The sequence below is a fragment of the Streptomyces sp. NPDC054956 genome, assembly GCF_053609185.1.
This window is the reverse complement of sequence record NZ_JBSGXB010000048.1, coordinates 1-26,445: the sequence shown is the minus strand read 5'-3', so window position 1 is coordinate 26,445 and position 26,445 is coordinate 1. Positions and strand designations below refer to the sequence as shown.

General features: G+C 70.0%; 22 protein-coding genes. 21 read left to right on the top strand and 1 reads right to left on the bottom strand.

The annotated features are described in order from the left end of the window. Positions 1-21 precede the first annotated feature (21 nt). Entirely contained in the window at positions 22-243 is a 222-nt protein-coding gene (locus ACWGDE_RS11675; RefSeq protein ID WP_453388791.1) for a hypothetical protein, read from the bottom strand. 360 nt (positions 244-603) lie between these two features. On the opposite strand from ACWGDE_RS11675, the gene ACWGDE_RS11670 reads away from it, so the two are divergent. The 21 genes from ACWGDE_RS11670 (at position 604) to ACWGDE_RS11570 (ending at position 26,405) form a co-directional block, all read left to right on the top strand. Beyond that, positions 604-3,006 carry an ABC transporter family substrate-binding protein gene (locus tag ACWGDE_RS11670; protein ID WP_453388790.1) on the top strand — a complete coding sequence of 801 codons (2,403 nt, stop codon included), beginning with the start codon at positions 604-606 and terminating at the stop codon, positions 3,004-3,006. 331 nt (positions 3,007-3,337) lie between these two features. Then, a complete protein-coding gene (typA, locus tag ACWGDE_RS11665; protein ID WP_453388789.1) occupies positions 3,338-5,242 on the top strand; it encodes a translational GTPase TypA in 1,905 nt (634 codons plus the stop codon). A gap of 441 nt (positions 5,243-5,683) precedes the next feature. Then, positions 5,684-7,321 carry a peptide ABC transporter substrate-binding protein gene (locus tag ACWGDE_RS11660; protein WP_453388788.1) on the top strand — a complete coding sequence of 546 codons (1,638 nt, stop codon included), beginning with the start codon at positions 5,684-5,686 and terminating at the stop codon, positions 7,319-7,321. A gap of 181 nt (positions 7,322-7,502) precedes the next feature. Then, positions 7,503-8,435, top strand: a complete 933-nt coding sequence (locus tag ACWGDE_RS11655; RefSeq protein WP_453388797.1) for an ABC transporter permease — start codon at positions 7,503-7,505, stop codon at positions 8,433-8,435. Beyond that, positions 8,428-9,375: an ABC transporter permease gene (locus ACWGDE_RS11650; protein WP_453388787.1), complete on the top strand. Its 948-nt coding sequence runs from the start codon at positions 8,428-8,430 to the stop codon at positions 9,373-9,375. Before ACWGDE_RS11655 ends, ACWGDE_RS11650 begins: the two co-directional genes overlap by 8 nt. A 20-nt stretch (positions 9,376-9,395) precedes the next feature. Beyond that, positions 9,396-10,442: an ABC transporter ATP-binding protein gene (locus ACWGDE_RS11645; protein ID WP_453388796.1), complete on the top strand. Its 1,047-nt coding sequence runs from the start codon at positions 9,396-9,398 to the stop codon at positions 10,440-10,442. After that, a complete protein-coding gene (locus tag ACWGDE_RS11640) occupies positions 10,435-11,487 on the top strand; it encodes an ABC transporter ATP-binding protein (RefSeq protein ID WP_453388786.1) in 1,053 nt (350 codons plus the stop codon). The genes ACWGDE_RS11645 and ACWGDE_RS11640 overlap by 8 nt, the downstream gene beginning before the upstream one ends. A 125-nt stretch (positions 11,488-11,612) precedes the next feature. Further along, positions 11,613-12,536, top strand: coding sequence for a GNAT family N-acetyltransferase (locus tag ACWGDE_RS11635; RefSeq protein WP_453388785.1), 924 nt, complete (start codon positions 11,613-11,615; stop codon positions 12,534-12,536). Positions 12,537-12,669: 133 nt separating this feature from the next. Next, on the top strand, positions 12,670-14,301 hold the full coding sequence (locus ACWGDE_RS11630) for a peptide ABC transporter substrate-binding protein (RefSeq protein ID WP_453388784.1): 1,632 nt from the start codon (positions 12,670-12,672) through the stop codon (positions 14,299-14,301). Positions 14,302-14,332: 31 nt separating this feature from the next. Further along, the gene (locus tag ACWGDE_RS11625) at positions 14,333-15,256 is read left to right on the top strand and encodes an ABC transporter permease (protein WP_453388783.1); all 924 of its coding nucleotides are present in this window, start codon (positions 14,333-14,335) and stop codon (positions 15,254-15,256) included. Beyond that, on the top strand, positions 15,249-16,250 hold the full coding sequence (locus ACWGDE_RS11620) for an ABC transporter permease (protein WP_453388782.1): 1,002 nt from the start codon (positions 15,249-15,251) through the stop codon (positions 16,248-16,250). Before ACWGDE_RS11625 ends, ACWGDE_RS11620 begins: the two co-directional genes overlap by 8 nt. Before the next feature lie 12 nt (positions 16,251-16,262). Then, positions 16,263-17,237 carry an ABC transporter ATP-binding protein gene (locus tag ACWGDE_RS11615; protein WP_453388781.1) on the top strand — a complete coding sequence of 325 codons (975 nt, stop codon included), beginning with the start codon at positions 16,263-16,265 and terminating at the stop codon, positions 17,235-17,237. Continuing rightward, positions 17,230-18,309: an ABC transporter ATP-binding protein gene (locus ACWGDE_RS11610; protein ID WP_453388780.1), complete on the top strand. Its 1,080-nt coding sequence runs from the start codon at positions 17,230-17,232 to the stop codon at positions 18,307-18,309. The genes ACWGDE_RS11615 and ACWGDE_RS11610 overlap by 8 nt, the downstream gene beginning before the upstream one ends. A gap of 347 nt (positions 18,310-18,656) precedes the next feature. Beyond that, positions 18,657-18,851 carry a hypothetical protein gene (locus ACWGDE_RS11605; protein ID WP_453388779.1) on the top strand — a complete coding sequence of 65 codons (195 nt, stop codon included), beginning with the start codon at positions 18,657-18,659 and terminating at the stop codon, positions 18,849-18,851. 116 nt (positions 18,852-18,967) lie between these two features. Beyond that, the gene (gene mshB / locus ACWGDE_RS11600) at positions 18,968-19,876 is read left to right on the top strand and encodes an N-acetyl-1-D-myo-inositol-2-amino-2-deoxy-alpha-D-glucopyranoside deacetylase (protein ID WP_453388778.1); all 909 of its coding nucleotides are present in this window, start codon (positions 18,968-18,970) and stop codon (positions 19,874-19,876) included. Further along, the gene (locus ACWGDE_RS11595; protein ID WP_453388777.1) at positions 19,873-20,256 is read left to right on the top strand and encodes a DUF6113 family protein; all 384 of its coding nucleotides are present in this window, start codon (positions 19,873-19,875) and stop codon (positions 20,254-20,256) included. The genes mshB and ACWGDE_RS11595 overlap by 4 nt, the downstream gene beginning before the upstream one ends. Positions 20,257-20,470: 214 nt before the next feature. Then, complete coding sequence (locus ACWGDE_RS11590; protein ID WP_453388776.1) at positions 20,471-22,687, top strand: hypothetical protein; 2,217 nt, start codon at positions 20,471-20,473, stop codon at positions 22,685-22,687. Between the two features lie 166 nt (positions 22,688-22,853). Then, on the top strand, positions 22,854-23,813 hold the full coding sequence (locus ACWGDE_RS11585; RefSeq protein ID WP_453388775.1) for an ABC transporter ATP-binding protein: 960 nt from the start codon (positions 22,854-22,856) through the stop codon (positions 23,811-23,813). Positions 23,814-23,836: 23 nt separating this feature from the next. Beyond that, positions 23,837-24,607, top strand: a complete 771-nt coding sequence (locus tag ACWGDE_RS11580; protein WP_453388774.1) for an ABC transporter permease — start codon at positions 23,837-23,839, stop codon at positions 24,605-24,607. 5 nt (positions 24,608-24,612) lie between these two features. Next, positions 24,613-25,791, top strand: coding sequence for a sensor histidine kinase (locus ACWGDE_RS11575; protein WP_453388773.1), 1,179 nt, complete (start codon positions 24,613-24,615; stop codon positions 25,789-25,791). Further along, a complete protein-coding gene (locus ACWGDE_RS11570) occupies positions 25,788-26,405 on the top strand; it encodes a response regulator transcription factor (protein WP_453388772.1) in 618 nt (205 codons plus the stop codon). The genes ACWGDE_RS11575 and ACWGDE_RS11570 overlap by 4 nt, the downstream gene beginning before the upstream one ends. The last annotated feature ends 40 nt before the right edge of the window (positions 26,406-26,445 follow it).

The window sequence follows — 26,445 nt, the reverse complement described above, 5'->3', positions numbered from 1 at the left end:
GGGGTGTGCGGGGAGCGTAGGTCAGGGAGCGCGGCGGTCGCGGGCGCCGAGACCCTCGTCGTCGGAGTCCGTCCACAGCGAGCTGTCGTACGGGGTGTCCGGGACGCTGACCATTCCGCCCTCGCCCGGAGGCCTGGGGGCGGCCGGTGCCTGCCGCGCGACGTCCTTCTCGAGCCGCTCCACGGAGCGGACCAGCTCGTTCAGGTTGCGCCGTACGGCGGTCAAATCGTCTTGCAGGGACATGACTTGCCCTCACTTCCGCTGGGTGCGGTGGCAACGCTCATGTGCGCCTGCGAGTGTCGCGCCTCCCGTCCCCGGTTGTGAAGGGACGTGCAGCGATTGCGGGCGCGCAGGCGCGAACTGTGCGCCCCTCCCTGACCCCATTTTCATCCCTCTTACGGGGGAACGCTCGCCCGGAAAGCAAGCCGGATTGGTCCGCACGGGTGGGGTTCGCGGCGTGGCGGGGGTCCCCTGCGGTGGGTGCGGCGGGGTGTCGATTTCAGTGGGTTTCGGCACCCAGTGTGATCAGCCCTATATACCGCCGAACGTGATCAAGGCCCTTCCTTCTCACGCCCCCCACGCCCCGCCCCGGAGGTACCACCCATGTCCCAGAGAAGGCGCAGGTCCTTGGCGCTCCTGACCTCGGGAGTTCTTGCACTGCCGCTGCTCGCGGGCTGCGGCGCGGGTGACGACGAGGGCGGCCCGGCCGCCGCGGGGCAGGACATCGCGACGACCGCCCGGGAGAAGATCGCCGACGGCGGGGTGCTGCGCTGGGCCGTGGACTCCCTGCCCGGCACCCTGAACACCTTCCAGGCCGACGCGGACGCCACCACCAACCGGATCGCCGGGGCGGTCCTGCCCCAGCTGTTCGTGCTGGACGGCAAGGGACGCCCGGTGGCCAATCCCGACTACCTGGAGAAGGCCGAGGTGGTGGAGCGGGAGCCCAAGCAGGTCGTCCTGTACAAGCTGAACCAGCAGGCCGTCTGGAGCGACGGCCGCGAGATCGGGGCCGCCGACTTCGTCGCCCAGTGGCGTGCCCTGAACGGCAAGGACTCCGCGTACTGGACGGCGCGCAACGCCGGCTACGACCGGATCGAGAAGATCGAGCGCGGCAAGACGGACCTGGAGGTCAAGGTCACCTTCGTCCGGCCGTACGCGGACTGGCGCTCCCTGTTCTCCCCCCTTTACCCCAAGCAGGTCACGGGCACCCCGGAAGCCTTCAACGAGGGAGCCCGGGGCGCCCTCAAGGTCACCGCCGGGCCCTTCGCCCTGGGCGCCATCGACAAGAAGACCGGCACCGCGTCCCTGACCCGCAACCCGCGCTGGTGGGGCCGCCCCGCCAAGCTCGACACCCTGGTGCTCACCGCCGTGCCCCGGGCGGAGCGGCCGGCCGCGCTGGCCGCCGGCAAGGTCGACATGGCCGAGATCGACCGGTCCGGCGCCGAGCGGATCGCCCTGGCCCGCCGCGAGGCCGCCAAGGCCGACGGCGCCCACGGCCCCGCAGCCTCGGTGACGGCCGCGCAGGCCACCATGTCGTGGGCGCTCGCCTTCGGCGCGGACGAGGCCAAGGCGAAGGCCGAGCAGGAGACCCGGCAGAGGAACGCGGAGGCGGTGAAGCGGTACGCCGAGGAGCAGAGCGCCCTGCGCTCCTTCACCGTCCGCAAGTCGCTGGAGCCCGCCTACACCCAGCTCGCCATGAACGGGGCCTCCGGCCCGCTCGCCGACGAGCGCGTGCGCCGCGCCGTGGCCCGCGCCCTGGACCGCCAGGCGCTCGCCGACATCGTCCTCAAGCCGCTCGGCCTGCCCGCGAAGCCGGTCGGCAGCCACCTGGCGCTGGCCGGGCAGCAGGCGTACGCCGACAACAGCGACGCCCTCGGCGGCCAGGACACCCAGGCCTCGCAGGCCCTGCTCGCGGACGCCGGCTGGCGCCGGGGCGGCAAGCTCACCGAGCCCGCGGGCGCCAAGGCGGGCCCGGAGGCCGCGAAGGGCACGGACGACGCGAAGACCCCGTCGGGTCCGGGCACCGGCAACGACGGCCTGTACATCGTCGGCCAGGACGACGAGGCCAACGGCGACGCCCGCTCCGACGGCAAGCCCGGCGGCGCCCGGCCGCCGGCCCGGGCCGACCACCCCGACTCCCGCCCGGAGGGCCCCGAGAACCCGGCCGGCATCGACCTGCCCGAAGGCGCGTACGGCTACGACGGGGAGATCGTCGACGCCGATGCCTTCGCCCTCGGGGCCCGGCCCTCCCCGGTGCTCGCCCCGGGCCCCTTCGCCGCCGGCCAGGAACAGATGCTGCGCGCCCAGGCCGACTCCGTGGACGACGCGAAGCGGAGCCCGGCCCTGGACGCCGAAGCCGCCGCCGAGCCCGCCGACCCGGCCAAGGCCAGCCCGGCGCCGGCCCCCGCCAAGCAGGCCGTACGCACCTCCGGCAGCATGCTGGCCAAGGACGGCAAGGCCCTGAGCCTGCGCTTCGTCCTGCCGGCCGGACCCGGCTCGGAGGCCCTGCGCACGGTCGGCGAGCGGATCGCCCAGATGCTCCAGAAGGTCGGTGTGCAGACGGAGCTGACCAAGGTGGCCGACGAGAGCTTCTTCAAGGACCACATCGCCTCGGGCCAGTACGACCTGGCGCTCTACTCCTGGCCCGCGACGGCCTACCCCGCCACCGACGCCCGGCCGATCTTCGCCAAGCCGGAGCCGGCCGCCGACGGCTCCCTGCTCGTCGAACAGAACTACACACGGGTCGGCACGGACCACATCGACCAGCTGTTCGACCAGGCGGCCGGGGAGCTGGACGAGGAGGTCTCCCGCGACCTGATGCGCAAGGCGGACGCCCGGATCTGGGCCACCGCCGGCTCCATCCCCCTCTACCAGCGCCCCGAGCTGGTCGCCGTGAAGCCGGGCCTGGCCAACGCGGGAGCCTTCGGCCTCGGGGCGCCCCGCTACCAGGACATCGGCTGGAAGAAGGCACCCGCGGCCCAGGGCAAGAACGAGAAGAAGAAGTGATGACGAACGGGTGCATCGAGGGTTGATCCGACCGTCACAAGCTCAGATGTGACTCAAGTCCCTTGCCCGCCGGATGACCGGCGGGCAAGGTCGTGCAGTACCCATTGACCAGGCCGTTGACCCGCGTGTTTTCAGGCATCGCCCAGGGCCGAGAATCCCCACCCCGCACTCGGTCCCGCTCAGTCGTCCGGCCTCTTGACAGACCCCCCGGCAGGCGGTTCCCGCCATCCGGCGTACGATGGGGTAAGGCCGTGGCAGGTTTTCCGCCCGGTCGAGGCGCGCGTGCCGGACCGTACGCGCCGCCATCCACGATCCCGGGAGAAGCGCCGAAGTGCCCACGCGCCACGACATCCGTAACGTCGCCATCGTCGCCCACGTCGACCATGGCAAGACGACCATCGTCGATGCCATGCTCAAGCAGGCCGGTGCCTTCGCCGCCCACCAGCACCTCGACGACCGCATGATGGACTCGAACGACCTGGAGCGTGAGAAGGGCATCACGATCCTCGCCAAGAACACGGCGGTGAAGTACCACCCCAAGGACGGCGGGGCGCCCATCACGATCAACATCATCGACACCCCCGGCCACGCCGACTTCGGTGGTGAGGTCGAGCGCGGTCTGTCGATGGTGGACGCCGTCGTCCTGCTGGTGGACGCCTCCGAGGGTCCGCTGCCCCAGACCCGCTTCGTCCTGCGCAAGGCCCTGCAGGCGAACATGCCGGTCATCCTCTGCATCAACAAGACGGACCGCCCGGACTCCCGGATCGACGAGGTCGTCAACGACACGTACGACCTGTTCCTGGACCTGGACGCCACCGAGGAGCAGATCGAGTTCCCGATCGTCTACGCCTGTGGCCGTGACGGCATCGCCTCGCTGACCAAGCCGGAGGACGGCACCGTCCCCGCGGACAGCGACAGCCTGGAGCCGTTCTTCTCCACCATCCTGGAGCACGTCCCGGCCCCGGTGTACGACGAGGAGGCCCCCCTCCAGGCCCACGTCACCAACCTGGACGCCGACAACTTCCTGGGCCGCATCGCCCTGGTCCGCGTCGAGCAGGGTGAGCTCCGCAAGGGCCAGACCGTCACCTGGATCAAGCGTGACGGCACGATGTCGAACGTCCGCATCACCGAGCTGCTGATGACCGAGGCGCTCACCCGCAAGCCCGCGGAGGTCGCCGGCCCCGGTGACATCTGCGCGGTCGCCGGTTTCCCCGACATCATGATCGGCGAGACCCTGGCCGACCCGGAGAACCCGATCGCGCTCCCGCTGATCTCGGTCGACGAGCCGGCGATCTCCATGACCATCGGTACGAACACCTCCCCGATGGTCGGCCGCGGCGGCAGCGGCAAGGGCGCGGACGCCAAGTCCGCGGTCAAGGACCGCAAGGTCACCGCCCGCCAGGTCAAGGACCGTCTGGACCGCGAGCTGATCGGTAACGTCTCCCTCCGCGTGCTCGACACCGAGCGCCCGGACGCCTGGGAGGTCCAGGGCCGTGGTGAGCTCGCGCTCGCCATCCTGGTCGAGCAGATGCGCCGCGAGGGCTTCGAGCTGACCATCGGCAAGCCGCAGGTCGTCACCCAGGTCATCGACGGCAAGGTGCACGAGCCGGTCGAGCGCATGACGGTCGACGTCCCCGAGGAGCACATGGGCGCGGTCACGCAGCTCATGGGCGTCCGCAAGGGCCGCATGGACAACATGTCGAACCACGGCTCCGGCTGGGTCCGCATGGAGTTCGTCGTCCCGTCCCGCGGTCTCATCGGCTTCCGTACCGAGTTCCTGACGAACACCCGCGGTACGGGTATCGCCCACTCGATCCACGAGGGCCACGAGCCGTGGTTCGGCCAGCTGGTGACCCGTAACAACGGTTCGCTGGTCGCCGACCGCTCCGGTTCGGTCACGCCGTTCGCGATGATCAACCTGCAGGAGCGCGGTGTCCTGTTCACCGAGCCCGGCACCGAGGTGTACGAGGGCATGATCGTCGGCGAGAACTCGCGCGCCGACGACATGGACGTGAACATCACCAAGGAGAAGAAGCTCACCAACATGCGTGCGGCTTCCGCGGACAACACCGAGAACGTGGTGCCGCCCCGCAAGCTCTCCCTGGAGCAGTCCCTGGAGTTCTGCCGCGACGACGAGTGCGTCGAGGTGACCCCGGAGGCCGTCCGCATCCGCAAGGTCGTCCTGGACCAGAAGGAGCGCTCGCGCACCGCGTCGCGCGCCAAGTCCGGCAAGTAATCGCGTAGGACCTAGGTCACACTTGGGTCCTGCCCGCGAGGGCTCATGTGAACAGCCCCCCTCGTCACGGTGTCCGTGACGAGGGGGGCTGTTCGCTTTTGTCAAGCGGATTGTTTCGGTCCGGTGTCCGCATACCGACCGTGACACTCCGGAAGAAGAGCTAACAGTCCGTTTCGTTCATGTCTGTCTCCTATCCGTTTGTCCGGATTTCGGGTTTTAGCCGTAGTGCGATGTTGTGAAAACGAGACCACTTAAGTGTGGTTTACGGTCTGGGCGTCCCTGAGGATGGCTCCATTGAGCTCGGGTCAATGGGTCACACGCTGTGGGGAGCGTCGACTCACGAGCACACTCGGGACACTGGTCCTTATCGCCGTCAGGGGTGTCGGCGAAACGTCACCGGTGTCCTTCACATCAGACAGTGGACTCATGAGGAGGAAACCCATGCGCGGTGCCAAGAGCGCCAAGTGGGTAGCGGGCGCGATTGTCGTCGCCCTGGCAGCGACCGCCTGTGGCGGCGCCGACAAGGGTGACGACGCCGCCAAGGGTGCAGTTGACCCGAACGGCATCTACTCGGTCGAGGTGGGCGAGCCCGAGAAGCTCCTTCAGCCGGCCGACACGATGGAGTCCAACGGCTCGATCGTCATGTCGGGTCTGTTCTCCCAGCTCGTCGACTACGACGCCGACGGCAAGCTCGTCATGGTGAACGCGGAGTCGGTCGAGTCCAAGGACAGCAAGCTCTGGACCGTCAAGGTCAAGCCGGGCTGGACCTTCCACGACGGCACCAAGGTGACCGCCGAGTCCTACGTCAAGGCGTGGAACTGGGCCGCGAACATCAACAACAAGCAGGGCAACGCGTCCTGGTTCGCCGACATCAAGGGCTTCGAGGCCCTGCACCCCGAGGCCGAGGGCGCCAAGCCCACCGCCGAGGCGCTCGAGGGCCTGAAGGTCGTCGACGAGAACACCTTCACCATCGAGCTCGCCAACGCGGTGCCGTACTTCGCGTACAAGCTCGGCTACGAGGTCTTCTCCCCGCTGCCCGAGTCCTTCTACAAGGACCCCGCGGCCGCCGGTGAGAAGCCGGTCGGCAACGGCCCGTACAAGTTCAAGTCGTGGGAGCACAAGAAGCAGATCGAGCTCACGCGCTTCGACGACTACAAGGGCGAGAACAAGGCGAAGAACGGTGGTGTGGTCCTCAAGAACTACTCCACCCTCGAGACCGCCTACGAGGACCTGAAGTCCGGCAACGTCGACGTCCTGCGCCAGATCGGCCCGAAGGACCTCCCGGTCTACCGTGCCGACCTCGGTGACCGCGCCGTGGACCAGCCGTACTCGGCGATCCAGACCCTGGCCGTCGCGTTCTACGCCGACCAGTGGAAGAACCCGAAGCCGGTCGACCCGAAGGTCATCCAGGGCCTCTCGATGGCGATCGACCGCGCCACCATCACCAAGACCGTGCTCCAGGGCACCCGTGACCCCGCCACCGGCTGGGTCGCCAAGGGCGTCCTCGGCTACACGGCCGACGGTTCCGGTGACGTCGCCAAGTTCGACCCGGCGAAGGCCAAGGCGCTCATCGCCGAGGGCGGCGGCGTTCCGAACAACGAGATCTCCATCCAGTTCAACTCGGATGGCGGTCACAAGGAATGGGTCGAGGCTGTCTGCAACAGCATCACCCAGGCCACGGGCGTCAAGTGCACCGGTGACGCCAAGCCCGACTTCCAGGCCGACCTCCAGGCCCGCAAGTCGAAGCAGGTCAAGTCCTTCTACCGCTCCGGCTGGGTCCTCGACTACCCGGTGAACGCCAACTTCATCAGCGACCTGTTCCGCACGGGCGCCGGTGGTAACCAGGGTGGCTTCACCAGCCCGGAGCTCGACGAGCGCATCGCCAAGGCCGACACGGCCCCGAGCCTCGAAGAGTCCGTGAAGGCCTACCAGGCCATCGAGAAGGACCTCAGCAAGTACATGCCGTCGATCCCGCTCTGGTACTACAAGGTCAACGCGGGCTTCTCGGAGAAGGTCCAGAACGTGAAGTACGCCCAGGACGGCGACCCGATCCTCGAAGGTGTCGAGGTCAAGAAGTAAGTCCTAGCGCGTCTTTCAAGTTCAGCAAAGACGGATGTGGGCCGGCGGGGAGCCGGCCCGCATCCGGGCCTATACGCAGCGCCCGGGGGGCCCTTTCGCGACGCAGTGACGATTCCGTCACGCGCGTGCGTGGCGAAAGGGCCCGTCCGGCTGCGCCTGCCGCATCTTCTACGGAGGCATGATGGGGCGCTATGTCGCACGACGACTGCTCCAGATGATCCCGGTCTTCTTCGGGACGACCGCGCTTATCTTCATGATGGTGTACAGCCTGCCCGGCGACCCCGTGGCCGGACTCTTCGGAGACAAGGGCACTGACCCCGCCACCCTGGCCGCGCTTCGCCATCAGCACGGTCTGGACCTGCCGATCTGGCAGCAGTACTACAACTACATCACCGGCATCCTCTTCCACTTCGACTTCGGGTCCCAGATCCGCAGCGGACGTGAGATCACGGACGTCATCGGCAGCGCCTTCCCGGTCACGCTCCGGCTGGCCTTCCTGGCGTTCGCCATCGAGATCGTGCTGGGCCTCGCGCTCGGGATCGTCGCCGGCCTCAAGGCCGGCAAGCTGGTCGACAACCTGATCCTGATCCTGACCCTGCTGATCATCTCGATGCCGGTGTTCGTCCTCGGCTTCATCGTCAAGTCGGTGTTCGCCTTCCAGCTCGGCTGGATCTCGCCGAACGTCAGCATCAACGAGACCTGGGGCGAGCTGCTCGCACCGGCCATCGTGCTGGGTTCGCTGTCGCTGGCCTACGTGGCCCGGCTGACCCGTACGTCGATGGCCGAGAACCTGCGCGCCGACTACGTGCGTACTGCTGTCGCCAAGGGTCTGCCCAAGAGCCGCGTCATCGGTGTGCACCTCATGCGCAACTCGATGATCCCCGTCGTGACCTTCCTCGGTACCGACATCGGCGCCCTCATGGGCGGCGCCGTCGTCACCGAAGGCATCTTCAACGTCAAGGGCGTCGGCGGTCTGATCTACGACTCGATCATCCGCCGCGAGGGCCTCACCGTGGTCGGTGTCGTCACCGTCCTGGTCGTCGTCTACCTCATAGCCAGCCTGCTCGTCGACCTCCTCTACGCGGTCATGGACCCGAGGATCCGGTATGCCTGACCTGACCCAGACCGAAGCCGCGACGACCGAGGCCGACTCGGCGCCCGCCGCTCCCGTGGAACCGGCGAAGGCCGAGAAGGCCCGCTCTCTCTGGGGCGACGCCTGGGCCGACCTGCGTCGCAACCCGTACTTCGTCGTCTCCGCGGCGCTGATCTTCGTACTGCTCGTGATCGCCGCCTTCCCGGGCTGGTTCACCAGCGTCGACCCCACCAAGGGCGACCTGGTCCACCACTTCCTCGGCAAGCCCGACCTGGCCGCCGTCGGTTCGCCCGAGTGGCTCGGCTGGGACGGCCAGGGACGCAGCGTCTACGCGCGCCTCATCTACGGCACCCGGGCCTCGATCATCGTCGCCGTCGCCGTGACCGCGATCGTCACCGTGGTCGGTGGCATCACCGGCATGATCGCCGGCTACTTCGGCGGGATCACGGACGCGATCATGTCGCGCGTCACCGACATCTTCTTCGGCATCCCGTTCCTGCTCGGTTCGATGGTCGTCCTCCAGGCCTTCACCAAGCGCACGGTGTGGACGGTCGTCTTCGCCCTCGCCTTCCTCGGCTGGACCCAGATCAACCGCGTCATGCGCGGTGCGGTCATCACCGTGAAGCAGGCCGACTACGTGCACGCCGCGAAGGCGCTGGGCGCGGGTACCCCCCGCATCCTGTTCCGGCACATCCTGCCGAACGCCATGGCCCCGGTGATCGTGGTCTCCACGATCGCGCTCGGCGGCTACATCGCGGCCGAGGCGACCCTGTCCTACCTCGGTCTGGGCCTCGCGTCCCCGACCATCTCGTGGGGTGTGGACATCTCGGCCGGCGCCGCGCAGATCCGAGTGGCCCAGCACATCCTGCTGTACCCCTCGATCATGCTCAGCATCACCGTCCTCGCCTTCATCATGCTCGGCGAAGCGGTCCGCAACGCCCTCGACCCGAAGCTGCGCTGAGGAGGGCGTAAGTGATCACCATGGACAACACCTCCAGCGTTCCCTCCCCGCGTGACGGGGACCCGCAGACGCCGCTCCTCGAAGTGCGCGACCTGCACGTCGAGTTCCACACCCGCGACGGTGTGGCCAAGGCCGTCAACGGCGTCAACTACAGCGTGGGTGCCGGCGAGACCCTCGCCGTCCTCGGCGAGTCCGGCTCCGGCAAGTCCGTGACGGCCCAGGCCATCATGGGCATCCTGGACATGCCCCCGGGCAAGATCCCGCAGGGAGAGATCCTCTTCCGCGGCCAGGACATGCTCAAGATGAGCTTCGAGGAGCGCCGCAAGATCCGGGGCCAGAAGATCGCCATGATCTTCCAGGACGCACTGTCCTCCCTGAACCCGGTGCTCACCGTCGGCTACCAGCTGGGCGAGATGTTCCGCGTCCACCAGGGCATGTCGAAGAAGGACGCCCGCCTCAAGGCCATCGAGCTGATGGACAAGGTCAAGATCCCGGCGGCGAAGGAGCGTGTGGACGACTACCCGCACCACTTCTCCGGCGGTATGCGCCAGCGCATCATGATCGCCATGGCGATCGCGCTGGAGCCGGACCTGATCATCGCGGACGAGCCGACCACGGCCCTCGACGTCACCGTCCAGGCCCAGGTCATGGACCTCCTCGCGGAGCTCCAGCGCGAGCTCAACATGGGTCTGATCCTGATCACCCACGACCTCGGCGTCGTCGCCGACGTCGCGGACAAGATCGCGGTCATGTACGCCGGCCGGATCGTCGAGACCGCTCCGGTCCACGAGATCTACAAGCGCCCGGCGCACCCGTACACCCGCGGCCTGCTCGACTCGATCCCGCGCCTGGACCAGAAGGGCCAGGAGCTCTTCGCGATCAAGGGCCTGCCGCCGAACCTGCTGCGCCTGCCCTCCGGCTGCTCGTTCAACCCGCGCTGCACCGCCGCGCAGGACGTCTGCCGCACGGACATCCCCGTGCTCCAGCCCGTCAGCGAGCAGGACGGCACCGAGCTTGCCGGCCGTCACAGCGCGTGCCACTTCTGGAAGGAGCAGATCCATGGCTGAGCTCACCAAGAACGCCCCCGAGCGCGAGCCGATCCTCCAGGTCCGCAACCTGGTCAAGCACTTCCCGCTGACCCAGGGCATCCTGTTCAAGAAGCAGGTCGGCGCGGTCAAGGCCGTCGACGGCATCTCCTTCGACCTGTACCGGGGCGAGACCCTCGGCATCGTCGGCGAGTCCGGCTGTGGCAAGTCCACCGTCGCCAAGCTGCTGATGAACCTGGAGCGCGCCAGCGCCGGTGAGGTCTTCTACAAGGGCCAGGACATCACCAAGCTGTCCGGCCGCGCCCTGAAGGCCGTCCGCCGCAACATCCAGATGGTGTTCCAGGACCCGTACACCTCGCTGAACCCGCGCATGACGGTCGGCGACATCATCGGCGAGACGTACGACATCCACCCCGAGGTGGCCCCCAAGGGCGACCGGCGCCGCAAGGTGCAGGAGCTCCTGGACGTCGTCGGTCTCAACCCGGAGTACATCAACCGGTACCCGCACCAGTTCTCCGGCGGTCAGCGCCAGCGCATCGGCATCGCCCGCGGCCTCGCGCTCAACCCGGAGATCATCATCTGCGACGAGCCGGTCTCCGCGCTCGACGTGTCGGTGCAGGCCCAGGTCATCAACCTGATGGAGAAGCTGCAGGAGGAGTTCAACCTCTCCTACCTCTTCATCGCGCACGACCTGTCGATCGTCCGGCACATCTCGGACCGCGTCGGCGTCATGTACCTCGGCAAGATGGCCGAGATCGGCACCGACACGCAGATCTACGACCACCCGACCCACCCGTACACGCAGGCGCTGCTCTCCGCGGTGCCGGTGCCGGACCCGGAGGCCCGCGAGGGCCGCGAGCGGATCATCCTCACCGGTGACGTCCCCTCGCCGGCCAACCCGCCGTCGGGCTGCCGTTTCCGCACCCGTTGCTGGAAGGCCGAGGAGAAGTGCTCCACGGAGGAGCCGCTGCTCGCGATCCCGACCCGCTTCCAGGGCGTGGACTCGCACGCCGCGCACGAGTCGGCGTGCCACTTCGCGGAGGAGAAGGCCGTTCTGGCCGTCTGACCCGCGCGGACGAACACCGAGGGCGCCCGGTACCGGATTCACTTCCGGTACCGGGCGCCTCCGCGTTCCCGCCGCGCGGAGAAAGCCGGTTGCGGGCCGGCCCCCGCCGGTCCGAGAGTGGACCGATGACCGACAAGCTGACCGTGCGGCCCGCCGGGCCCGGAGACGCCGAGGACATCTGCGGTCTCCTCAACGCCGTCGACGTGATCGAGATCGGCCGCCCCGAAACCGACCTCGCCGCCGTCGAGGCAGACCTCAACCACCCCGACATCGACCTGGCGAAGGACTCCTGGCTCGCCTTCGAGGGCGGCAGACTCGTCGGCTACGCCCTGGTGTGGGCCGACTCGGGACCGCGCCGGGCCGATTCCGACCACTACGTACTGCCCGGCCACCGCGAGGCCGCCGTCCGGCTGCTGGAGCTGATGGAGACCAGGGCCCGCGAGCTCACCACCGACCGGGCCGCCGTCATGTGGCTCCAGCTCAACGCGAACCCCACCCTCGACCGCGACGTGCTGACCGGCCGCGGCTACCGCACGGTGCGCCGCTACCACGTGCTGACCCGCACGCTGGATCCGGCGGCCGACCTGCCCCCGGTACCCCCCGCCGGGCTGACCCTTCGCCCGTGCGACGCCGACGAAGCCGATCGCCGCCGCGCCCACGCCCTGATCGAGGAGACCTTCGCCGAGCACTTCGGCCACGTGCACCGGCCGTACGAGGCCTGGCTCGACCACATCGACGGCCACGGCCTCGACTGGTCCCTGGTGTGGATCGCCTCCCTGCCCGGGCAGGGCGACGTAGGGGTCGTGCTGACCCGCGACAACCGCGCCAGCATGGCCTGGATCGCCACGCTGGGCGTACGCGAGCAGGCGCGCGGCCGCGGCATCGGAGGCTTCCTGCTGCGCCACGGCTTCGCCGCCTACGCGGCGCGCGGCCGCGGCACCGTGGGCCTCGCCGTGGACACGGGCAACGAAACGGGCGCACTGGCCCTGTACGAGGCGCACGGCATGGCCCTGCACTTCGCGGCGCACACCTGGGAGCTGGTGCTGTGACCCACTTTGCACTCGCAGGGGTGACAGGCGGGGTACGCGGGGGTGCAATCGGTCCAACCGGGAGTGTGCGGGACCCCGCATGGGGTGACATTGGGCCCTAAGTGAGTCTTGGGATCCCAGTAGGAGGCACTCCATGCGCGGAGCCACCCACGTCAAGTGGGCCGCATGTGCGGTGGCCGTCGCCCTCGCGGCGACGGCCTGCGGCGGGCAGGACGAGGGCGGCGGCGGAGGCGGCGGCGCGGGAATCGTCAGCTCCTCGTGGGGTGACCCGCAGAACCCGCTGGAGCCCGCCAACACCAACGAGGTGCAGGGCGGCAAGGTCCTCGACATGGTCTTCCGGGGTCTGATCCGGTACGACCCGAAGACCGGCGAGGCCAAGAACATGCTCGCCGAGAAGATCGAGACGACCGACAGCCAGAACTTCACGATCACGCTGAAGGACGGCTGGAAGTTCAGCAACGACGAGCCCGTCACCGCGCAGTCCTTCGTGGACGCATGGAACTACGGCGCCGACGTCAGCAAGAAGCAGAACAACGCGCCCTTCTTCTCCGACATCGTCGGATACGCCGACGTACACCCGGAGAAGGGCGACCCCAAGGCCAAGACCATGTCGGGGCTGGTGGTCAAGGACCCCAAGACCTTCACGGTCGCCCTCAAGGAGAAGTTCTCCACCTGGCCCCAGACCCTCGGCTACCAGGCGTTCTCCCCCCTGCCCAAGGCCTTCTTCACCGACCACGAGGGCTGGCTGAAGAAGCCCGTCGGCAACGGCCCGTACGCGGTGGACTCGTACACCAAGGGCACGGGCATGAAGCTGCGCAAGTGGGACGCCTACCCCGGCGCGGACAAGGCGGTCAACGGCGGTGTGGACCTGAAGGTCTACACCGACAACAACACCGCCTACACCGACCTGATCTCCGGCAACCTCGACCTCGTCGACGACGTACCGGCGCAGCAGCTGAAGAACGTCAAGAACGACCTCGGCGACCGGTACATCAACCAGCCGGCCCTCATCATCCAGACCCTCACCTTCCCGCTGTACGACCCGCAGTGGAGCAAGGAGGGGATGGAGAAGGTCCGCCGCGGCATCTCGATGGCCATCAACCGCGACGAGATCACCAAGCAGATCTTCCGCGAGACCCGCACCCCGGCCAAGGACTGGACCTCACCGGCCCTCGGCGAGAAGGGCGGCTTCAACGCCACCCTCTGCGGCGACGCCTGCAAGTTCGACCCCGCGGCGGCCAAGAAGCTCATCCAGGAGGGCGGCGGACTGCCCGGCGGCAAGGTCACGCTGACCTCCAACGTGGACACCGGCTCGCACCGCGACTGGATGGACGCCGTCTGCAACAGCGTCAACAACGCGCTGGGCGAGGGCCCGGTCTGCACGGTCAACCCGGTCGGCACCTTCGCGGACTTCCGCAACCAGCAGAGCAGCTACAAGCTGACCGGCCCGTTCCGCTCGGGCTGGCAGGCCGACTACCCGCTGATCCAGAACTTCCTGGAGCCGCTCTACTACACGGCCGCCTCCTCCAACTACGGGAAGTTCAACAACAAGGACTTCGACAAGCTCGTCGACGAGGCCAACCGCGAGAGCGACACCGCCAAGGCGATCGCGAAGTTCCAGGACGCGGAGAAGATCCTCGCCGAGCAGATGCCGTCCATCCCGCTCTGGTACCAGAACGGCAGCGCGGGCTACTCGGAGCGCATCTCGGACGTGGCCCTCAACCAGTTCAGCATCCCCGTGTACGACCAGATCAAGGTCAGCTGACCCTTCTCGCGGATCGAACCTGGAGCAGTCCATGGGACGTTATGTGATCCGGCGACTGCTCCAGATGATCCCCGTGTTCATCGGCAGCACGTTCCTGATCTTCTTCATGGTGTACGCACTCGGTGACCCGGTCGCCGCCCTCTTCGGGGACAAGGCGCCCGACCCGGCCACCGCCGCGCGCATCCGCAAGGACCTCTACCTCGACCGCCCGCTGTGGGAGCAGTACCTCCACTACATGGGCCAGATCTTCAAGGGCGACTTCGGTACGGCCTTCAACGGCCAGAAGGTCACCGAGCTGATGGCCACGGCCTTCCCCGTCACCCTGCGCCTGACCATCGTCGCGATCGTCATCGAGATCGTCGTCGGCATCACCCTGGGCGTCGTCAGCGGCCTGCACCGCGGCAAGTCCATCGACACCAGTCTGCTGGTGCTCACCCTCGTCGTCATCTCGGTACCGACCTTCGTGACCGGCTACCTGCTGCAGTTCGTCTTCGGCGTCAAATGGGGCTGGGTCAGGCCCACCGTCTCCCCGGACGCCCCCTTCGGCGAACTGATCCTGCCCGGCATCGTGCTCGCGCTGGTCTCCCTCGCCTACGTCACCCGGCTCACCCGCACCTCCATCGCCGAGAACGTCAAGGCCGACTACGTGCGCACCGCCGTCGCCAAGGGCCTGCCCAGGCGCCGGGTCATCACCCGCCACCTGCTGCGCAACTCCCTGATCCCCGTGGTCACCTTCATCGGCACCGACATCGGCGCCCTGATGGGCGGGGCCATCGTCACCGAGCGGATCTTCAACATCCACGGCGTCGGCTACCAGCTCTACCAGGGCATCCTGCGCAACAACTCCCCGACGGTGGTCGGCTTCGTGACCATCCTCGTCATCGTCTTCCTGCTGGCGAACCTGCTCGTCGACCTGCTCTACGCGGTCCTGGACCCGAGGATCCGTTATGCCTGAGCCCGAGCGCCCCGCCTACGATCCGCTGGGCCCCGGCGCCCACGAGTCCATCGCCCCCACCGGCCAGGGAGGGGCCATGGACCTCGCGCTGGAGGAAGCCGAAAGCCTGGAGAAGGAGCTCGGCGGCGGCCCCGCCGGACCGCAGGAGAAGGCCCGCTCCCTGTGGTCCGACGCCTGGCACCAGCTGCGCCGCAACCCCGTCTTCATCGTCTCCACCCTGCTGATCCTCTTCCTCGTCGTCATCGCGATCTGGCCCCAGCTCATCGCGAGCGGCGACCCGCTCACGTGCGATCTGTCCAAGTCGCAGCAGGGCTCCTCCCCGGGCCACCCCTTCGGCTACGACACCCAGGGCTGCGACGTGTACACCCGGACCGTCTACGGGGCCCGTGCCTCCATCACCGTGGGCATCTGCGCCACCCTCGGCGCGGCCCTCCTCGGCTCGGCGCTCGGCGGGCTCGCCGGCTTCTTCGGCGGCTGGGGCGACGCGCTGCTCTCCCGGGTCGCCGACATCTTCTTCGGCATCCCCGTGGTCCTCGGCGGCCTGGTCTTCCTGTCCGTGGTCACCAGCACCACCGTCTGGCCGGTCGTCGGCTTCATCGTGCTGCTGGGCTGGCCCCAACTGGCCCGCATCGCCCGCGGCTCGGTCATCACCGCCAAACAGAACGACTACGTCCAGGCCGCCCGGGCGCTCGGCGCCGGCAACGCCCGGATGCTGCTGCGGCACGTGGCACCCAACGCCATCGCGCCCGTCATCGTCGTCGCCACCATCGCGCTCGGCACCTACATCGCCCTGGAAGCCACCCTGTCCTTCCTCGGCGTGGGACTGCGCCCGCCGACCGTCTCCTGGGGCATCGACATCTCCAACGCCGCCTCCCAGATCCGCAACGCCCCGCACATGCTGCTCTACCCTGCGGGCGCGCTCAGCGTGACCGTGCTCGCGTTCATCATGCTCGGCGACGCGGTGCGCGACGCCCTCGACCCCAAGCTGCGCTGAGGAGTGGGCACCATGCTGCTCGAAGTCCGCGACCTCCATGTGGAGTTCCGTACGCGGGACGGAGTCGCCAAGGCCGTCAACGGAGTCGACTACTCGGTGGACGAGGGGGAGACCCTCGCCGTGCTCGGCGAGTCCGGCTCGGGCAAGTCGGTCACCGCGCAGGCCGTCATGGGCATCCTCGACATGCCGCCCGGCAGGATCACGGGCGGCGAGATCCTCTTCAAGGGCAAGGACCTGCTGAAGATGAAGGAGGAGGAGCGCAGGAAGGTCCGCGGCGCCGAGATGGCCATGATCTTCCAGGACGCGCTGTCCTCCCTCAACCCCGTCCTCAGCGTGGGCGCCCAGCTCGGCGAGATGTACGAGGTCCACCGCGGGATGTCCCGCAAGGACTCCCGGACCAAGGCCGTCGAGCTGATGGACCGGGTGAAGATCCCGGCCGCGAAGCAGCGGGTGGGGGACTACCCGCACCAGTTCTCCGGCGGCATGCGCCAGCGCATCATGATCGCGATGGCGATGGCGCTGGAACCCTCGCTCATCATCGCCGACGAGCCGACCACCGCACTCGACGTCACCGTCCAGGCCCAGGTGATGGACCTCCTCGCGGAGCTCCAGCGCGAGCTCAACATGGGGCTGATCCTGATCACCCACGACCTCGGCGTCGTCGCCGACGTCGCCGACAAGATCGCCGTCATGTACGCGGGCCGGATCGTCGAATCCGCCCCCGTCCACGAGATCTACGCCGCGCCCGCGCACCCGTACACCCGCGGCCTGCTCGACTCCATCCCGCGACTGGACCAGAAGGGCCAGGAGCTCTACGCCATCAAGGGCCTGCCGCCCAACCTGCTCGCCATTCCGCCCGGCTGCGCCTTCAACCCGCGCTGCCCGATGGCGCGGGCCGCCTGCCGCGTCGAGGTCCCGCCGCTGGCCGAGGTCGGGCCGGAGCGCGCGAGCGCGTGCTTCTTCTGGAAGGAGTGCCTCGGTGGCTGAGCCCAACGGTTCCGGCGAGTCCATCCTCGTGGTCGACGACCTGGTCAAGCACTACCCGCTGACCCAGGGCATCCTCTTCAAGCGGCAGGTCGGCGCGGTCAAGGCCGTCGACGGGGTCTCCTTCGGCCTGCGGGCCGGCGAGACCCTCGGCATCGTGGGGGAGTCGGGCTGCGGCAAGTCCACCGTCGCCAAGATGCTGGTCAACCTGGAACGCCCCACGGCGGGCGCGATCCGGTACAAGGGCGAGGACCTCGCCAAGCTGTCCGGCAGGGCCCTGAAGGCCGTGCGCCGCAACATCCAGATGGTGTTCCAAGACCCGTACACCTCGCTGAACCCGCGCATGACGGTCGGCGACATCATCGGCGAGCCCTACGAGATCCACCCCGACGCCGCCCCGAAGGGCGACCGGCGCCGCAAGGTCCAGGAGCTCCTGGACGTCGTGGGCCTCAACCCGGAGTACATCAACCGCTATCCGCACCAGTTCTCCGGCGGTCAGCGCCAGCGCATCGGCATCGCCCGCGGCCTCGCGCTCAACCCGGAGATCATCATCTGCGACGAGCCGGTCTCCGCGCTCGACGTCTCCGTGCAGGCCCAGGTGGTCAACCTCCTGGAACGGCTCCAGCAGGAGTTCAACCTCTCCTACGTCTTCATCGCGCACGACCTGTCGATCGTCCGGCACATCTCCGACCGGGTCGGCGTCATGTACCTGGGCCGGATCGTCGAGATCGGCACCGACAGCCAGATCTACGACCACCCGACCCATCCGTACACGCAGGCACTGCTCTCCGCCGTCCCGGTGCCCGACCCGCGGGCCCGCGAGGGCCGCGAGCGGATCATCCTCACCGGCGACGTGCCCTCCCCGGCCAATCCGCCCTCGGGCTGCCGCTTCCGCACCCGCTGCTGGAAGGCCCAGGCCCGGTGCGCGACCGAGGTCCCCCTCCTGGAGATCCCCTCCTTCCTCCCGGGCGGCCCGACGGCCCACCCCTCGGCCTGTCACTTCGCGTCGGAGAAGCAGGTGGTGCCGCCCTCGGACGGCCCGCCGCCGGCGCCCGGCCGGCTGTCCAAGGAGTGATCCCGGAACCCCCGGCACCGCTCAAATCCGGCCACAGCTGCGGACGGTGTCACAACTCGGTTTACACGCAGGCAACTTGACCGTTTCTGCCCCGAGATATGGGCCGGGCAGCCTGAGTTCCGTGCGGCCGTGCGGGTGCCGACAGCCGGCCGGGGAGGCGTACAGACTCCCCGGCCGGCCTTCCTGTGACCCCCCAGGTGCGCGGCGTGCGCCCCTCGTGCTGCCGGAATCGATCGACGCGCTAGCACGGATAGTTATGATCCGTAGCGGACGGTGGGTATGACTCTGCCGTGCACGGAGTTGCGAGTACGCGTACCGATGTCCGCTAGACGTGGAGGTGAACCGCCGTGGCACTATCGATCTCGGCCGTGGTGCTGCTGGCGATCGTCGTCTTCCTGCTGGTCCGGAGGTCGGGCCTGAAGGCGGGTCACGCGGCGGTCTGTGTACTGCTGGGCTTCTACCTGGCGAGTTCGACCATGGCCCCGACGCTCTCCCAGCTCACCTCCAACGTGGCGACCATGATCAGCGGGCTCAAGTTCTAGGAGCCCCTGCCTCCGGCGCCCCTTCGGCCGCCCCTTGCGGCATGCCACAAGGTCCGCCGGGCGTCGGGGTGGTGCCTTGTGGGGTTCCGGGTGCGAGGTCCTCGTAGTCTTGGCCCATGAACGGTCTTCCCGCCCGTCGGCTCCTGCTCGTGCACGCGCACCCGGACGACGAGTCGATCAACAACGGCGTCACCATGGCCAAGTACGCGGCCGAGGGCGCCCACGTCGCGTTGGTGACCTGCACGCTCGGCGAGGAGGGCGAGGTCATCCCGCCCGGACTCGCCCACCTGGCGGCCGACCGCGACGACGCCCTCGGCACCCACCGCGTCGGCGAGCTCGCCGAGGCCATGCGCGAACTGGGCGTCACCGACCACCGCTTCCTCGGCGGCCCCGGCCGCTTCCGGGACTCCGGGATGATGGGCGCCGAGCAGAACCACCGGCCCGGCGCCTTCTGGTCCGCCGACGTGGACGAGGCGGCCGCGTACCTCGTGGAGGTGATCCGCGAACTGCGCCCGCAGGTCCTCGTCACCTACGACCCGAACGGCGGCTACGGCCACCCCGACCACATCCAGGCCCACCGGGTCGCCACCCGCGCCGCCGAATTCGCCGCGGAGCCCACGTACCGCCGCGACCTCGGAAGCCCGCACGAGATCCAGAAGCTGTACTGGAACCGCGTGCCGCGCACGGTCGTCGAGGAGGGCTTCGCCCGGTTGCGCGCCAAGGGCGACGAGGCGCCCTTCCCGGGGCTCGCCGAGCCGGACGACGTACCGGGGGTGGTGGCCGACGAGCGGATCACCGCCGAGATCGGCGGGGACGAGGCCGCCGACCAGGCGTTCGTGGCCGCCAAGACCGCCGCGATGCGGGCGCACGCCACCCAGATCGCCGTGGACGGCCCCTTCTTCGCGCTCTCCAACGACCTGGCGCAGCCGCTCTTCCGCCGCGAGTACTACGAGTTGGCGGCCGGCCGGCCGGGCGCCCCGGCGGGCGAGCGCGAGAACGACCTCTTCGCGGGGGTGCGGGCGTGACCGGTACGTGGACTCCGGGGCGGTTCGCCGCCCTGCTCGGCCTGTTGGCGGCGGGCGTGCTGACCGGTGTGGCCGGCTGGCTCGTGGTGGACCTGTGGTTCCCGGCGGGACTGGCGCTGGCCCTCCTCGCCCTCTTCGGACTGTTCCTCGGCGGCCGCCTCGCCCTGGGAACCGGGATCGGCGTGGGCGCCGGCGCGGTCGGCTGGTTCCTCGCCTACGTGATCCTCAGCGTCCCCCGCCCGGAAGGGGACTTCCTGCTCAGTTCGTCCGGAATCGGCATGTACGCCTACCTTTTGGGCGGGGTCGTACTCGCTGTGATGTGCGCCACGATGAGGGGGCCGGGGGACCGGCCGATTTCGGCCGCCGGGCCCGCCAAGTGACGTGCCGTCCGACGTCCTCGGCGGTTTGACGAGCCGCTCGGCGGGACCCCGGCGGGTGGTCCGGGGGCGCTCGTGAGGGGCGCGGACGGAGCCAAGAGGAACGCTTCGCTCCCCGGGGCCGAGTGCGTGCGGGCGGCGGCCAGTATGGTGGACGGGCCGCCGAGCTGCCCGCGCACGGTATGACGGGCGGCGGAGCCAACCGGGAGATCCTGCCTTGAGTCGAGAAACCGAGAGTTCGTCCTCCGGGCCCAACGGGCGCGGTGGGGCCGCCTACCCCTCGGGTACACCGCCGTATGGAACCGGCCAGTACCCGTCCACGGACGCTGCGGCGACCACCCCGGAGGAGAGTTCAGTGACCGTACCGCCCGCCAAGCCGTCCACGGCCGATTCCGACGGGCCGAAGACGGAGACCACCCTGACGACCCGGATCCGGATCAACATCCCCGGTTCCAGGCCGATTCCGCCCGTGGTCGTCCGCACGCCCATGCCCGAGGCCGAGGCCGAGCCGGAGCCCGCACCGGCCGCCGCGGCCCCCGCGCCCGAGCCGGCACCGGTGGCGCCCGAGGAGACGGGCAGCAACTGGTTCGCCCCGCGCAAGACCGCGGCGCCGGGACCGACGCCGACGCGGATCCAGGCGGAGCCCGAGCCCGCCGACGGGCCCGGCGCCCCGCGCCAGGGCATGCCCCCGCAGGGCTACGCCCAGGCTCCGGCCGGTCCGCGCCCGCCGGCCCCCACGGGCCCCGGCACCGGCCCCGGCCCGCTGCCCCAGCGGACTCCGGCGGCGCCCGGCGCCCCGCGCTACGACACGCCCCCGCAGGGCTTCGCCCAGCCCCCGGCCGGTCCGCACCAGCCCGCGCCCATGGGCCAGGGCGTCGGACGCGGCCCCGGCGTGGGCTCCGTCCCGGGCGCCGGCCCCGGCTACCCGCCGCCGCCGGCCGCGGCGGGCGGTCCCCGTACGGGCGCCCCCGCGGGCCCGGGCTACGGCCAGGGCCCCGGCCAGGGCCAGGGCCTCGCGCCGGGTCAGGGTCTCGCGCCGGGTCAGGGTCTCGCTCCCGGTCAGGGCCCCGGTCAGGGTCTCGGCCCCGGGCCCGGTCAGGGTCTCGCTCCCGGTCAGGGTCTCGGCCCCGGCCCCGGCCCCGGTCAGGGGCAGCGCCCCGGCGGGCCGCAGCAGCCCGGCGCCGGAGCCCCGTACGGTCCCGGACCCGGCTCCGCGGCCCCCGCCTGGCCCGGTGAGGGCGGCCCGGCCACCCCGCCCGGAGGCTTCGACGCCGGCCCCGGCATGTCCGGCTACGGCTCCGGCCCGGACGGGCCGACCGGCGGGCCCGCGCTGGGGACCGTACCCGTGGGCGAACAGCAGCAGGCCGGCTGGCCCGGCCCCGAGCTGGACGCCGACGGCCACCCGGCACCGGCCGTACCCGCTCCCGGCCCGCGCCCCGCCGCGACCGACGACCTGCCCGCCGCCAAACGCAAGACCCCCGCCAAGCCCGCGAAGAAGGGCCGCAACAAGCTCGTCCTCGTCGGCGGCGGTCTCTTCGCGCTGTTCGGCGTGGCCTACGGCGCGGGCCTGCTCCTCAACCACTCCGACGTCCCCAAGGGCACCACCGTCCTCGGCGTCGACATCAGCGGCACCCGCGAGGAGGCGGCCGCCAAGCTCCAGACGGCCTTCGGCAACCGGGCCTCCGCCCCCCTCCAGCTCACCGTCGGCGGCAAGACCGTCGAGCTGAAGCCCGAGAAGGCCGGCCTGAGCCTGGACAGCCAGACCACCGTCCGCAACGCCGCGGGCAGCGACTACAACCCCGTCACGGTCATCGGCTCCCTCTTCGGCAGCGAGCGCGCCGCCGAACCCGTCATGCCCACCGACGAGGAGAAGCTGCAGGTCGCCCTCCAGGAGCTGGCCGGCACCGCCGGTTCCGCCACCGAGGGCACCATCACCTTCGACACCGGCAAGGCCGTCGCCGTACCCGGCAAGCCCGGCTCCACCCTCGACGTGGGCGGCTCCACCGCCCTGGTGATCAAGGCCTTCCGCGAGATGGTCGCCACCGGCAAGGCCGCCCCGGTCGAACTCCCCGTCGCCACCAAGAAGCCGGTCGTGGACCAGGCCGAACTGGACCGGGCGATGAAGGAGTTCGCCGAGCCCGCGATGTCCGCCAACGCCACGGTCAAGGCCGGCGCGAAGTCCATCCCCTTCGGGGCCAAGTCCCTTCCCAAGATCCTGAGCATGCAGGTCGTGGACGGCCACCTCGTCGAGAAGTACGACCTGGAAGCGCTCAAGGCGACCTACGGGGACACCTTCGACGGCGTCCTGATCACGCGCGGCACCGGCGAGAAGACCGCCGTCACGCCGCAGGACGTCGCCGGAGCCCTCGGCAAGGCGCTGCGCGGCAGGACGCCCGCGGAGCGGATCGCGGTCATCGACACCAACGCGAGCTGACGCCGGTCCCGTCCGGACTCGGAAAATCGCAGGTCGGAGCCCCTTCCCGGAAGCCGGGGAGGGGCTCCGTCGCGTCCGTGTCACCCCCGCCGCATGACATCCGTCATGCACCTCCCACGACGCGGGACACTGCCGGGCGGACCCCCGTACCGGCGAACCTGGATCCATGAACACGACGACCGCGACGCAGCCCAGCGCCGCCACGGAGCACGGCGCCGGCAGCGGCGGCGACAGTGCCGTGGTGAGCTTCCGGAACGTGACCAAGAGCTACGGCCCCGTCCGGGCCGTCGACGGCCTCACCCTCGACCTGCACCCGGGCGAGACCGTCGCACTCCTCGGCCCCAACGGAGCCGGCAAGTCCTCCACCCTCGACCTGCTGCTCGGCCTGCGCCCCGCCGACTCGGGAACCGTCGAGCTCTTCGGCACCACCCCCCGCGAGGCCATCACGGCCGGCCGGGTCGGCGCGATGCTGCAGACCGGCGGGCTGATGGAGGACGTCACCGTCCGCGAACTGGTCGCGCTCACCTGCGCCCTGCACCCCCGCCCGTACCCGGTCGACCGGGTGCTCGCCCTCGCCGGCGTCTCCGACATCGCCGGCCGGATGGTCAACAAGCTCTCCGGCGGCCAGGAACAGCGCGTGCGCTTCGCCCTCGCCACCGCCGGCCACAACGACCTGATCGTGCTCGACGAGCCGACCACCGGCATGGACGTCACCGCCCGCCAGGCCTTCTGGGCCACCATGCGCGAGCAGGCCGCCCAGGGACGCACCGTCCTGTTCGCCACGCACTACCTGGAAGAGGCCGACGCGATAGCCGACCGGGTACTGGTCCTGCAGAAGGGCCGGCTGCTCGCCGACGGCACCGCCGCCGAGATCAAGGCCAAGGCCGGCGCCCGCCGGATCGCCTTCGACCTCACCGAGGGAACAGTGGACGAACGGGCCCTGCGCGAACTCCCGCACCTGACCGGCTTCGAGCGGCACGGCGACACCGTCCGGCTCCAGTCGAGCGACGCCGACGCGACGGTCCACGCCGTGTACGCCCTGGGGGCCTACCCCCGCAACCTGGAGGTCGCGGGCCTCGGCCTGGAGCAGGCCTTCCTCGCCCTCACCGAGACCCAGGAGGCCTGAACACCATGCCGACCATGCTGAACATGCCGACCGTGCGAACCAACGGCGCCGGAACGACGAAGCTCGTCAAGCTCGAGATCACCCGCGCCCTGCGCAACAAGAAGTACCTGTTCTTCACCGTCCTCTACCCGGCCGCCCTCTTCCTGATGCTCGGCGGCACGCTGAACGGCACGACCAAGGTCATGGGCACCGAACTGACCATGCCCGCCTTCTACATGGTGGCGATGGCCTCCTTCGGAGCCCTGACCGCCGTCCTCCTGGGCAACAGCGAGCGCATAGCCAAGGAACGCGAGTCCGGCTGGGTGCGCCAGCTGCGCCTGACCTCCCTGCCCGGCCGCGGCTACGTCCTCGCCAAGACCGCCAGCGCCGGCGTGCTCTCGCTCCCCGCCATCCTCGTCGTCTTCGCGGTCGCCGCGGGAGCCAAGGGCGTCCGGTTCGACGCCTGGCAGTGGTTCGCCCTCACCGGCGCCATCTGGGCCGGCAGCCTGGTCTTCGCCGCCCTCGGAGTCGCCCTCGGCTACCTCGCGAGCGGAGACACCGTCCGCCCCATCACGATGCTCTGCTACTTCGGCCTCTCCATCCTCGGCGGACTGTGGATGCCCACCGCCAACTTCCCCCAGTGGCTGCGCACCATCTGCGAATGGCTCCCGACCCACGCCTACGCGGGCCTCGGCCAGGCCATCGAACTGGGCGGAGCGCCGCACGCCAAGGACGTGGCTATCCTCGCCGTGTACTTCGTACTGTTCACCGGTGCCGCCGCCTGGCTGTACCGCAAGGACTCCCTGAAGGCGTGACGATCGTGAGCAGCTCGGCAGCCGGGGAACGGACCACGGCACCGGCCGGAACCGACCGCATCGGGGTCCCGCCGGAGAACCCCCGCCACAAACTGGTCAAGGCGCTCTGGATCAGCATCTGGCTCTTCTACCTCAGTGCCCCCGTCACCGACCTGATCAGCGGAGGCCACAGCCTCGGGCCCCGGCTCCTCGGCTGCCTGGGCCTCGCCGCCTTCGTCGCCTGGTACCTGGTCCTCGTCTTCCGCACCGCCCGGCAGATGGACACCCGCCGGGTCCTGGCCTCGGTGGCGGTCCTCGCCGCCCAGGCCACCATCCTGTCGCTGACCCTGGGCCGCGAATGGCTCGTGCTCTTCGTCTACGTGGCCATCTCCTCCGGAGCGGCCCTCCCCGGGGAGATCTCCCGCTGGACCGTCCCCGGCGCGACCGCGCTGCTGGCGGTCACGGCCAACGCCGTCCCGGGCGGGGCCTCCTACCTGGCCGGACTGCTGATCCCGGCCCTGATGGGCGGGTTCGCGATGATCGGAGTCCGCGCGATGATCCGCACCACCATCGAGCTGCGCCAGGCCCGGGCCACGGTCGCGCAGCTGGCGGCCAACGAGGAGCGGCTACGGATGGCCAGGGACCTGCACGACTTGCTGGGGCACTCGCTGTCCCTCATCACGCTCAAGAGCGAGCTGGCCGGACGGATGCTGCCCGACCAGCCCGAGGCGGCCGCCCGCCAGGTGGCGGACATCGAGCAGGTCAGCCGGCAGGCGCTGGTCGACGTACGGGAGGCCGTGAGCGGCTACCGGCGGCCGACGCTGCCCGGCGAACTGGCGGGCGCGCGCACCGCTCTGACGGCGGCGGGCATTCTCGCCGATCTCCCGTCGACCCATGACGGGGAAATCCCGGAGGAGATCGAATCGGCGCTGGCCTGGGCGCTGCGCGAAGCCGTCACGAACGTGGTCCGGCACAGCGGGGCCAGGCGCTGCACGGTGACCCTGGCCACCCGCCAGACCCTGGCCGGACCGGAGGCCGTGCTCACGGTCACCGACGACGGCGCGGGCGGCCCCGCGGTCCCCGGCAACGGTCTGACCGGCCTGACGGAGCGGCTGGAGGCGGTGGGCGGCACGCTGAGCGCCGGACCGGCCGGGAAAGCGGGCTTCGGCCTGGTCGCCGTCGTCCCCCTAGGATCTGGCTCATGACCCCACGTCCGATCCGGATCCTCCTGGCGGAGGACCAGTCCATGGTCCGCGAGGCGCTGGCGGCCCTCCTGGGCCTGGAGCCGGACATCGAGGTCCTCGCCCAAGTCGCGCGCGGCGACGAGGTGGTGGCGGCCGCCCGCTCCCACGACGTGAACGTCGCGCTGCTGGACATCGAGATGCCCGGCATGACGGGCATCGAAGCGGCCGCGGCCCTGCGCACGGCCCTCCCCTCCCTCCGGATCGTGATCCTGACGACCTTCGGCCGCCCCGGCTACCTGCGCGGAGCGATGGAGGCGGGCGCCTCCGCCTTCCTGGTCAAGGACGCGCCGGCCGCGCAGCTCGCCGCGGCGGTACGCAAGGTCCTGGCGGGCGAGCGGGTCATCGACCCGACGCTGGCGGCGGCCGCCCTGGCGGAGGGCGCGAACCCCCTCACGGACCGGGAACGGGAGATCCTGCGCGAGGCGGAGTCCGGAGCCACGAACGCGGAACTGGCGGCCCGCCTCCACCTCTCGCAGGGCACGGTCCGCAACTACCTGTCGACGGCCATCCAGAAACTGGCGGCACGCAACCGCGCCGAAGCGATCCGCGTGGCCCGCGACAAGGGCTGGCTGTAAGCCCCCGCCGGGGCAAATCCAGCCCCGCCGGCGTTTGAGG

What these genes read in the sequence shown, in the direction of transcription:
- ACWGDE_RS11620 (WP_453388782.1), top strand. Translation starts at nt 15,249, where the DNA reads ATGCCTGAGCCCGAGCGCCCCGCCTACGATCCGCTGGGCCCCGGCGCC.
- ACWGDE_RS11640 (WP_453388786.1), top strand. Translation starts at nt 10,435, where the DNA reads ATGGCTGAGCTCACCAAGAACGCCCCCGAGCGCGAGCCGATCCTCCAG.
- ACWGDE_RS11675 (WP_453388791.1), bottom strand. Translation starts at nt 243, where the DNA reads ATGTCCCTGCAAGACGATTTGACCGCCGTACGGCGCAACCTGAACGAG.
- ACWGDE_RS11655 (WP_453388797.1), top strand. Translation starts at nt 7,503, where the DNA reads ATGGGGCGCTATGTCGCACGACGACTGCTCCAGATGATCCCGGTCTTC.
- ACWGDE_RS11580 (WP_453388774.1), top strand. Translation starts at nt 23,837, where the DNA reads ATGCCGACCGTGCGAACCAACGGCGCCGGAACGACGAAGCTCGTCAAG.
- ACWGDE_RS11615 (WP_453388781.1), top strand. Translation starts at nt 16,263, where the DNA reads ATGCTGCTCGAAGTCCGCGACCTCCATGTGGAGTTCCGTACGCGGGAC.
- ACWGDE_RS11650 (WP_453388787.1), top strand. Translation starts at nt 8,428, where the DNA reads ATGCCTGACCTGACCCAGACCGAAGCCGCGACGACCGAGGCCGACTCG.
- ACWGDE_RS11635 (WP_453388785.1), top strand. Translation starts at nt 11,613, where the DNA reads ATGACCGACAAGCTGACCGTGCGGCCCGCCGGGCCCGGAGACGCCGAG.
- ACWGDE_RS11660 (WP_453388788.1), top strand. Translation starts at nt 5,684, where the DNA reads ATGCGCGGTGCCAAGAGCGCCAAGTGGGTAGCGGGCGCGATTGTCGTC.
- ACWGDE_RS11585 (WP_453388775.1), top strand. Translation starts at nt 22,854, where the DNA reads ATGAACACGACGACCGCGACGCAGCCCAGCGCCGCCACGGAGCACGGC.
- ACWGDE_RS11625 (WP_453388783.1), top strand. Translation starts at nt 14,333, where the DNA reads ATGGGACGTTATGTGATCCGGCGACTGCTCCAGATGATCCCCGTGTTC.
- ACWGDE_RS11670 (WP_453388790.1), top strand. Translation starts at nt 604, where the DNA reads ATGTCCCAGAGAAGGCGCAGGTCCTTGGCGCTCCTGACCTCGGGAGTT.
- ACWGDE_RS11630 (WP_453388784.1), top strand. Translation starts at nt 12,670, where the DNA reads ATGCGCGGAGCCACCCACGTCAAGTGGGCCGCATGTGCGGTGGCCGTC.
- mshB (WP_453388778.1), top strand. Translation starts at nt 18,968, where the DNA reads ATGAACGGTCTTCCCGCCCGTCGGCTCCTGCTCGTGCACGCGCACCCG.
- ACWGDE_RS11645 (WP_453388796.1), top strand. Translation starts at nt 9,396, where the DNA reads ATGGACAACACCTCCAGCGTTCCCTCCCCGCGTGACGGGGACCCGCAG.
- ACWGDE_RS11570 (WP_453388772.1), top strand. Translation starts at nt 25,788, where the DNA reads ATGACCCCACGTCCGATCCGGATCCTCCTGGCGGAGGACCAGTCCATG.